The organism is Cypionkella sp. (genome assembly GCF_034376685.1).
Taxonomy (GTDB): Bacteria; Pseudomonadota; Alphaproteobacteria; order Rhodobacterales; family Rhodobacteraceae; genus Cypionkella.
The window spans coordinates 103,773-113,702 of the sequence record NZ_JAXMJJ010000097.1; the positions used below are offsets into that span (position 1 = coordinate 103,773).

A 9,930-nucleotide genomic window follows, 5' to 3' on the forward strand; every position below is an offset into this window, starting at 1 on the left:
CAACACCTGTATAAAGGCTGTGGCATGCTGACGCGTAAGCAACTGGAACTTCTGGATTTCATCAAGACCCGCATGGATAAAGACGGTGTTCCGCCGTCTTTTGATGAAATGAAAGATGCGTTGGATCTGCGCTCGAAATCCGGCATTCACCGCCTGATTACCGCGCTGGAAGAACGCGGTTTCATTCGTCGTCTGGCCCACCGCGCCCGTGCGCTGGAAATTCTGAAGCTGCCCGAAGCGATGGAGAAACCCGGTTTCTCGCCCAAGCTGATCAAGGGTGACAAGGTCGATCCGCCGCGCGAAGCCATGCCGATTGCGGCGGTCTATGCGATGGAGCTGCCAGTGATGGGCCGCATCGCCGCCGGTGTTCCGATTGAAGCAATTTCGCATATTTCCCATCATGTCGCCGTGCCGGGCTCGATGCTTTCGGGCAACGGCCAGCACTATGCGCTTGAAGTCAAAGGCGATTCGATGATCGAAGCCGGGATCAACGATGGCGATATCGTGGTGATCCGCGAGCAAAACACCGCCGAGAATGGCGATATCGTCGTGGCCTTGGTCGAAGACGCCGAAGCCACGCTGAAGCGCTTTCGACGCCGCGGCAGCATGATTGCGCTGGAGGCTGCGAACCCGGTCTATGAAACCCGCGTTTTCCCCGATCATATGGTGAAGGTACAGGGCCGTTTGGTCGGGTTGATCCGCAGTTACTGATGCGCCAGCCGCGCGCGCGGTTTGGCATAACTGCGGTCCTGCCAGATCGGTTTGTCGGCCATCCAGATGCGCTGCACATCGCGCGCCGGATGAAGCTGCAGACGGCCGTCGCGCACGGAAAGCGCCAAAGCCCCGGTCTGATCCAGCATGTTGCGGTCAATCACCAGGCAACCCTGTGGCCCCGGCACAACCGGAGCAGCAGCCGCAGGTATGATCACCACATCAGCCTGCGCACAGGCGGTGATCACCGCCTCTCCGGCAGCTTTGCCGCTGAGGGCGATGCTGCGCCAACCGTCCAACACGAAGGCGCGCGCGCCTTTCGGGCCGGAAAATCCCGGTCGCGCATAGGCCTCCGGTTGCACCGCCAGATCGCCGTCGCTTTGCAACCAGTTCTGTGCCGCAAACCGCGCGCCACGCTCGACCGACAGCGCCCGCCCGCCCGCGCCCATCAACCCAACCAGCGCGCCATCGCCAGAGATCAGCAGCGTCGGTCGCGTGGCGGCACTCCATAACACCAGGCTCACCGCCAGCGGCACTGCCGCCGCCCAACGCAGGTTTCCGCGCCACAGAATCGCCCAAACCCCGGCAAAGGTCAGCAGCGGGATCACCATTGGCCCCGGCCGTATGATCGCGGTCACAGCCCCGTCCAGCCCCGCAACCCAATGCGCGATAAACAAAATCCAGCGCCCCGCCTGCTCCATCAGCCACAGCGCGGGCGCTGCCAAACCGACAGGCGCCAACAAGGCCGCCAGCACACCCGCCGCCATCAGCAGCGACATCATCGGTACGGTCAGCAGATTGGCAAGCAGGCCATAATCGGTAAATCGGTTGAAGGTGGCAGCGGCAAAGGGCGCGGTCGCAGCCCCCGCCAGCACCGAAGTCAGCACCAGCGTAAACACCGGCATCAGCCAGCGCGGCAATCTCTCGCGCAGAATCTGACGGTTCAAGGCCTGAAATCCCGCGATCAGCACCACGGTTGCGGCGAAAGACAGTTGAAACCCCGGTTCAAGCAAACTTTCCGGTCGCAGCAACAGCAACACCACTGCCGCCAGTGCCACCGAGCGCATCGTCAACGCGCGACGGTCCAGCAGCACCGCGCCCAGCATCACGCAGACCATCAGGAAGGCCCGCACCGTCGCCACATTTGCGCCCGACAGCAGCAAATAGAACAGCGCCACCGCAAAAGCCGCGACCGCCGCGACCTTTTTCGAATTTACCCGCAGCGCCACAGCTGGGATCGTAGCCAACCCATAGCGCAGCAAGGCGAACACAAAGCCGGTGATGAACGCCATGTTCATCCCCGAAATCGCCAGCAAATGCGCAAGGTTCGAATCGCGCAGCGCCTGCACGGTATCCAATGAAATTGCCGAGCGATCCCCCGTCATCGCCCCGGTGGCAAACGCACCCGCCTCAGACGGCACCGCCGCGATCATTGCACGGCTCAGATCCGTGCGCAGCCGATTGATGGCTTGTGTGCCGGGGGCGGCCTCAGCCCATAGCAAGACCGGACTTCGGGTATAGCCGACCGCACCCAATTGCTGAAAATAGGCCATTCGGCGGAAGTCAAAGCCACCCGGCTCGGCAGGCCCTTCCGGGGCGGCCAGAGAAGCCGTCAACAGAACAACCTGCCTCGGATCAACGCTGATCTCTTGGCCATGCAAGGAAATCCGCACATTCAGCGGTGTCTTGTCGCGTGGCATGTCTTGCAGCACCACGTGATCCAGCGTGATCCGCAACGCATCCGACTGCGAGCGGTCAACATGGATCACCCGCCCCTGCACAGCGCCGTAATAACGATGCTCCAGCATCGGGGCCGCCACCAGATGCGCGCGCAATCCCGCCGCCAGCACGCCCGCCAGCAGACAAGCCAGGATCACCAAAGGCGGATGCAACAGTTCCAGTCCCAGGCGATAGATGACGATCAGCGCCAGAAACGCCGCAAAGCCCGCCGCGTAGAACGTCAGATCCGGCTCAAACGGCAGGGCAAACCAGAGCGCAATGCCGCAGCCCAGAAACACCGGCACCCAGGGAAACAGCAGTCCCCGCGCCTCGGCCAGCACCTGCAGCGGCCAGCGCAGGATGCGCATAACGTGAACACGGCGACCCGCCACCTTGTTTTGCCCCCCGCATTTGCCTAAAGCTGCCGCGATCCTACCTCCGCTAAGGTTTCTGAAAGGTTAACCCGAGATGTCCCGCCCCGTAGTGACCCGCTTTGCCCCCTCGCCCACTGGCTATCTGCACATCGGCGGCGGACGCACGGCTTTGTTCAACTGGCTCTATGCGCGCGGCCGGGGTGGCAAATTCCTGTTGCGTATCGAGGATACCGACCGCGAACGGTCCACCCCCGAAGCCACCGCCGCTATTCTGCGCGGCCTGACCTGGCTGGGCTTGGATTGGGACGGCGAGGTGGTCAGCCAGTTTGAACGCAAAGACCGTCACGCCGAGGTCGCCTATGCGATGCTGGCCCGCGGCACTGCCTATAAGTGCTTCAGCACGCAGGAAGAAATCGCCGCCTTTCGCGCCGAGGCCGAAGCGCGCGGCAGCTATGCCCTGTTCCAAAGCCCGTGGCGCGACGCCGATCCCGCCACCTTCCCCGACGCGCCCTATGTGATCCGCATGAGGGCCCCGCGCACCGGCGAAACCGTGATCGAAGACACCGTGCAGGGCCGCGTGGTGATCCAGAATTCTTCGCTCGATGATATGATTTGTTTACGATCGGATGCTACGCCGACCTATATGCTCGCCGTGGTGGTCGATGATCACGATATGGGCGTCACCCATGTTATCCGAGGGGATGATCACCTGAACAATGCCGCCCGCCAGCAGATGATCTATGATGCGATGGGCTGGGAAATTCCGGTCTGGGCGCATATTCCGCTGATTCATGGCCCGGATGGCAAGAAACTGTCGAAACGCCACGGCGCCACCGGGGTCGAAGAATATCAGGCAATGGGCTACCCGGCGGCGGGGATGCGCAACTATCTGACGCGGCTTGGCTGGGCGCATGGCGATGCCGAGATTTTCACCACCGATGAAGCTATCGCGATGTTTGATCTTGCGGGGATTGGCCGCGCCCCGGCCCGGCTCGATTTCAAAAAGCTGGAAAACACCTGCGGCCATCACATTGCGATGAGCGATAATGCTGCACTGCTGCATGAATTGACCGCCTATCTGGCGGCGGCGGGCAAACCTGCCCTGACAAATGCGCAGAATGCTCTGCTCAAATCCGCACTCTACTGCGTGAAAGATCGCGCGAAGACCTTCCCTGATCTGCTTGAAAAGGCTCATTTTTCATTGATTTCGCGCCCTGTCCTAGCCGATGAGGCTTCGGCAAAGGCGCTTGATACGGTATCCCGTGGTATACTGAAATCATTGACGCCGCAGCTGCGAAATGCTAGCTGGACAAAGGACGCGTTGGAGCCGATCCTGAACCATGCTGCCGCAGAAAATGGGATCGGCTTTGGCAAACTTGCCGCCCCGTTGCGCGCCGCACTGGCCGGGCGCAGCGCCACGCCCAGTGTGTATGACATGATGCTTGTCATCGGTCAGGAAGAGACGATTGCGCGGCTTGAGGATGCGGCGGCCTGATCCGCCCTCCCCCTGCCGGACCGGAACGCTGGCCAACCCTCTGCCGTAGGGATGGCCTTTATTGGGGGATGAAAGATGGCCGAACAGACCAAGACTGCCACGCTAAGCCTTGACGGAAAATCCTACGACCTGCCGGTGTTCTCGCCGACCTTGGGCCCGGATGTCGTTGATATCCGCAAGCTTTATGACCAAGCTGATGTCTTTACCTTTGACCCCGGCTTCACCTCGACCGCCGCTTGCGAAAGTGCGATCACCTATATCGACGGTGACAAGGGCGAGTTGTTGCACCGCGGCTACCCGATCGAACAGCTGGCCAACAAATCGAGCTATCTCGAAATGTGTTTCCTGCTGCTCTACGGAGAGCTGCCGAATGCCGCACAACTGTCTGATTTTGAAGGCCGCGTCACCCGTCACACCATGGTGCACGAACAGATGCACAACTTCTTCCGCGGCTTCCGGCGGGACGCGCATCCGATGGCCACGATGGTCGGCGTGGTGGGTGCGATGTCGGCGTTCTATCACGACAGTTTGGACATCAACGATGAATGGCAGCGCGAGGTTGCCGCCATCCGCATGATCGCCAAACTGCCGACGATTGCCGCGATGGCCTATAAATACTCGGTCGGACAACCCTTTGTTTATCCGAAGAATTCCCTGTCCTACTCGGGCAACTTCCTGAACATGTGTTTTGCTGTTCCGGCGGAAGATTATCATGTGAACCCGATTCTCGCCAAAGCGATGGACCGGATCATGATGCTGCACGCCGATCACGAGCAGAACGCATCGACCTCGACCGTGCGTCTGGCGGGCTCGTCAGGGGCCAATCCGTTTGCCTGTATCGCGGCTGGCATCGCTTGCCTTTGGGGTCCGGCGCATGGTGGCGCGAACCAAGCCTGCCTCGAAATGCTGCGCGAAATCGGCACCGTGGATCGCATCCCGGAATACATCGCCAAGGCCAAGGACAAGAACTCGGGTTTCCGCCTGATGGGCTTTGGCCACCGGGTTTATAAGAACTTCGATCCCCGCGCGACGGTGATGAAGGAATCGGCGGATGAGGTGCTGGAGCTTCTGGGCATCCACAACAACCCGACCCTGCAAGTCGCCAAAGAACTGGAGCGGATCGCTTTGTCGGATGATTATTTCATCTCGAAAAAGCTGTATCCGAACGTCGATTTCTACTCGGGCATCATCCTCGATGCGATGGGCTTCCCGACCTCGATGTTCACGCCGATCTTCGCGATTTCGCGTACCGTTGGCTGGATTTCGCAGTGGAAAGAGATGATCGCCGAGAAGAACCAGAAGATCGGTCGCCCGCGTCAGCTGTATATCGGCGAAAAGCAGCGCGATTACGTTGATGTGAAACATCGCTGAATGACCCAAGGGCGGCGCGAGCCGCCCTTGCCACTTCCCCGGCAAACTGCGACGTATCCCCCTGACTTTTGAGGATGCCCATGCCGCAAACCAACCGCATTCCGTTGCTTGATCTCGCCCGCACGCTGGCCTTGATCGGCATGGCGGCCTTCCATTTCAGCTATGATCTGCTGATGTTCGGGCTGATCGACTACGCCTACGCCCAATCCGACACCTTCTATTTCCACGCCCGTATCGTCGCGGGCAGCTTCCTGCTGCTGTCGGGGATTGGCCTTTGGCTGGCGCATGGCCAAGCCATCCGCTGGCCCGCTTTCTGGCGGCGCTTTGCCAAGATCGCCGGGGCCGCCATGCTGGTCAGCATCGCCACCCGTATCGCCATGCCGGAGGTCTACATCTATTTCGGCATCTTGCACGCGATCGCGCTTTACAGCCTGCTTGGCCTTGCCACCCTGCGCCTGCCTGCCATCATCACCGCCGCCCTCGCCGCCGTTTTCGTCTACGGCAGCTATCACTGGCACAGCGAAGCCCTGAACGCCCCGCTGCTGCGCTTCATCGGTCTCGGACTCGACCCTGCGACAACGATGGATTTTGAGCCGATCTTCCCGTGGTTCGGCGCGGTTTTGGCCGGCATCGCCTTGGGTAAAATCGGCAGCCAGACCGGGCTTTGGGCGGCGCTTTCCAGCAAACCCTCGGGCAGATGGGTGCAGATCCTCAGCTGGCCCGGTCAGCACAGCCTGCTGATTTACCTCATCCACCAGCCGATTCTGCTTGGCCTCGTCTGGGTCTATGCCCAGCTAGGCTGAGCCATCAAGGCTCGCCACCGCGCGATAAGTTTCGGGCCGCCGATCCCGGAACAGCCCCCACGAACTCCGCAGCTCCGCAATCGCGTCCAGATCAAAGCTGGCAACCAGCACCTCCTCGGCCTCCCGCCCCGCTTTGGCGATCAACTGCCCGGTGTGATCCGCGATAAAGCTGCTGCCATAAAACGTCACCTCGCGCCCACCCGGAGCCACTTCGCGCCCGATCCGGTTGGAGGCGATCACCGGCATGATGTTCGATCCAGCATGACCACGCATACAAATCTCCCAATGCGGCTGGCTGTCATAGCCGGGGCTGGGTGGCTCTGACCCAATCGCGGTGGGATAAAGCAGCATCTGGGCCCCTTGCAGCGCCATCGACCGCGCGCATTCCGGGAACCACTGATCCCAGCATATCCCCACGCCAATTCGCCCGAAGCCGGTATCCCAAACCCGATAACCAGTATCGCCGGGCGAAAAATAGAACTTCTCCTCATAGCCCGGCCCCTGCGGAATATGGGTCTTGCGGTAATTCCCCAGCACGCGACCGTCCGCATCGATCATCGCCATCGAGTTGAAATAGGCCTGCCCTGCCTTCTCGAAATACGAACAGGGCAGCACGACCCCAAATTCCCGCGCCAAAGCCGCAAATCGCGCGATCAGCGGATGGCCCTGCATCGGGGCCGCCAATGCAAAATACTGCGGCAGTTGTTCGATGCAGAAATAGGGCGCGGCGAACAGTTCCTGGATCAGAACCACTTGCGCGCCCTTGCCCGCCGCATCCCTGATCAAAGCCTCGGCCCGATCCACATTGGCGGGCAGATCCCACGAACAGGCGAATTGCGTGGCGGCGACGGTGACTTTGCGCATCTCGGGCTCCCTTTTACCCCAAACTATTTGATCAAACCTGCCGAGGCAAAGTCAAAACGCACATATCAGCGCCCGCGCGTCAGCCGCCAAAACAGCCAACCCGCCCGCCGCACCTGCTGCGCCGAAGGATGCACCTGTTCAGACGGATCGCGCCCGATCACACGCCTGTGGCGCAGCAGAAACCACATCCCCCAGCCGCGCATCGTGCCCACCATTGGCGCGTTTGCATCACAGGGAAACCGCGCCCGCCAGCCTTCGGGCAATGCCAAACCAGCGCTTTCCGCCCGCTCCAGCATCCAGACCAGCGGGATATTCGCCAAAGGCCGCGCCGCTAGGTCATCGCCGATCATGCCGCCAATATCGCCATGCGCGCCGCGAAACCACATCTGCTGCACATCGCTTTTCCACCCCGGCGGACATTCCCACAACACAGGCTCGAACACATCACGGGTTTCATCCATCGCCAGCGCATGAAAGCCATGCCGGATAGAACTGCCCAAATGGTGGTTGTGAAACTGGTGCTGTTGCTCGGTCAGCATCCACAACAGCGGCAGGCGTAGCCCTAAGGCCTTCACCGTATCGAACACCCCCACCATCTGAATCGGTGCTTCCAGATGACAGAACCGATGCGAGAACGCCTGACTGGCCCGCGGATGGCTATCATGGCGATAGTGCCGATAGGCCAAGGTCACGCCGCGCTCGGTCGCATGTTCGCGCTTCAACAGCCCAACCCGGTCAATCACCCCGGCCAAGGATCGCACCGCAAAGGCCCCGCGCGAATAGCCGATCAGATAGATCCGATCCCCTTCGCGGTAGTGACTGGCAAGCCAGCCATAGGCACGGCGGATCTGGCGGTTGATACCCCGGCCTTGCACCAGGTTCATGCCATTGCGCCAGCCTTCCCACTGAATGCCCGGCTCGTAATACACCGTGCGATTGGCCGAGCGGCCGCCTTCGGTCAACAGCTTGAAGATCAGGCCACAGTTGCCCTCTTGCCCATCCGTCAGGGTTGAAAGCGTGCCGTCCAGAATGATCACATGATCGACAACGCCACGCTTGCGCCCCGGCGGCGGCGCAGCGGCAGGTTCGGTCTCAACGATCGGATGACCGCGCCACCACTGTCTGATCCGGCTAAACAGCGACACTCCGCCTCCCGACCCCAAAAACCAAAACGCTCTCGGCAAGTTTCCCTGCCGAGAGCGTAGGTTAACCAGATTACGGCGAAGTTAAAGCTTTTGTGACAGCACCGTCACCATGCCCAATTCGCCAAAGCCGTTGAAGCGGCTGTTGGTCACCGTCGAATAGGCCCCCATGCCATGCACGATGACATAATCGCCCTCAGCAATATCGGCGGGGAACGGCACATCGCCGGGCAGACGGTCAACCGAATCGCAGGTCGGCCCGAAGCAGATCCGCGGCAGGATCGCCCCAGTGCGGCGCTGACCCTCCGGCGAGATCACCGCGATACGGTCGATGATGCCGATCTGCCCAAGCTCGAACAGCGAGCCATAAACGCCATCGTTCAGGAACACATGCATATCATCGCGCACGGCCTTGACGCGAGCGGCCAACGTGAACGCATCGCCGCACATCGCACGCCCCGGCTCGCAGATCAGCACCGGACGCTCTGCGCCAAACGCCTCGGTCGCCACGCGATCGATGGTCGCAAAGGTCGCGTCAAGTTGCGGCATGACCCCTTCAGCACGGTGGCTCGGGAAGCCGCCACCCACGTTCAGCCGCGCGATCTTCACGCCTGCGCGCTCTGCAATCACCGCAGCTTCGCGAATGTAGCTCGCCCAGGCCGCCGGATCGGTGCATTGCGTGCCGGGATGGAAGGTGATCGAGGCGATGAAGCCCGCAGACGCCACGGTTTTCAACAGCTCCACCGCAACATCTTCGGTCGCACCAAACTTGGCCCCGAAGTTATAGGCAGCGCCTGCGACCGGCAGCTTGAAGCGCACCGAAATCTCGCAATTCTCGACCGGCACCATTTCAATCAACTTGGCCAATTCGCTTGCCGAATCAACCGAGTAGGATTTGACGTTCCGCGCCACCGCATGGGCGATCTCGGCCCGCGAACGCACCGGGTTGTTGTAATGGATCGCTGCATCCGGCGCCAAACGCCGGATCAGGTCGATCTCGAACGGCGAGGCGCAGTCAAAGCCCTTCACGCCAGCGGCGATCAGATTTTCAATGACTTCCTCACCGGGGTTCGACTTGACCGCATAGGTCACAAGCCCCGGAAATCCATCGAGAAACTTACGGGCAACCGACTGCACAGCCTGCGGCGCAAAAAACAGCACCGGATTCTCCGGCTGCTGATTGCGCAAAAACTCGGTCGGATTGGTCCAGATCGTTTTGGACAGTCCCATCGGCGTATTCCTTTCTGCCAACAAGATGCGAGTCCCCTTTCGTTGCCGCCAACTCAATGGCTACGGCACGGGCACCAGCAAGGTTTTCCAACCAGGCCAGGTGCGTATGAGCCGCCCTTTTCCTGCAACTTAGGATGCCGCATATGCGGTACAACTTCACCGAACAAAACTATATAACTGTCGGATTTCTTCGTTATAATAAACAAAAAAGGATACATATT

Annotated in this window: 8 protein-coding genes; 4 read left to right on the top strand and 4 right to left on the bottom strand. The window is 60.7% G+C overall.

Going from position 1 to position 9,930, the window contains the following annotated elements; genetic code table 11:
- The first annotated feature begins 24 nt into the window (after positions 1-24).
- On the top strand, positions 25-711 hold the full coding sequence (gene lexA / locus U1A24_RS19120) for a transcriptional repressor LexA (RefSeq protein ID WP_322323574.1): 687 nt from the start codon (positions 25-27) through the stop codon (positions 709-711).
- Here the strand turns inward: lexA and U1A24_RS19125 are convergent.
- Positions 705-2,798: a ComEC/Rec2 family competence protein gene (locus tag U1A24_RS19125; protein WP_322323575.1), complete on the bottom strand. Its 2,094-nt coding sequence runs from the start codon at positions 2,796-2,798 to the stop codon at positions 705-707. The genes lexA and U1A24_RS19125 overlap by 7 nt on opposite strands.
- 100 nt (positions 2,799-2,898) lie before the next feature.
- Between U1A24_RS19125 and gltX the strand changes: the two genes are divergently transcribed.
- From gltX to U1A24_RS19140, 3 genes are all read left to right on the top strand, one after another.
- Entirely contained in the window at positions 2,899-4,299 is a 1,401-nt protein-coding gene (gene gltX, locus U1A24_RS19130) for a glutamate--tRNA ligase (RefSeq protein ID WP_322323576.1), read from the top strand.
- A gap of 75 nt (positions 4,300-4,374) precedes the next feature.
- On the top strand, positions 4,375-5,670 hold the full coding sequence (gene gltA / locus U1A24_RS19135; protein WP_322323577.1) for a citrate synthase: 1,296 nt from the start codon (positions 4,375-4,377) through the stop codon (positions 5,668-5,670).
- A gap of 80 nt (positions 5,671-5,750) precedes the next feature.
- Positions 5,751-6,473 carry a heparan-alpha-glucosaminide N-acetyltransferase gene (locus tag U1A24_RS19140; protein WP_322323578.1) on the top strand — a complete coding sequence of 241 codons (723 nt, stop codon included), beginning with the start codon at positions 5,751-5,753 and terminating at the stop codon, positions 6,471-6,473.
- Here the strand turns inward: U1A24_RS19140 and aguB are convergent.
- From aguB to U1A24_RS19155, 3 genes are all read right to left on the bottom strand, one after another.
- Positions 6,465-7,337, bottom strand: coding sequence for an N-carbamoylputrescine amidase (aguB, locus tag U1A24_RS19145; protein WP_322323579.1), 873 nt, complete (start codon positions 7,335-7,337; stop codon positions 6,465-6,467). The two genes, U1A24_RS19140 and aguB, sit on opposite strands and share 9 nt — an antisense overlap.
- Before the next feature lie 65 nt (positions 7,338-7,402).
- Positions 7,403-8,482 carry a DUF2235 domain-containing protein gene (locus tag U1A24_RS19150; protein ID WP_322323580.1) on the bottom strand — a complete coding sequence of 360 codons (1,080 nt, stop codon included), beginning with the start codon at positions 8,480-8,482 and terminating at the stop codon, positions 7,403-7,405.
- 81 nt (positions 8,483-8,563) lie between these two features.
- Positions 8,564-9,709, bottom strand: a complete 1,146-nt coding sequence (locus U1A24_RS19155; protein ID WP_322323581.1) for a type III PLP-dependent enzyme — start codon at positions 9,707-9,709, stop codon at positions 8,564-8,566.
- Positions 9,710-9,930: the final 221 nt, after the last annotated feature.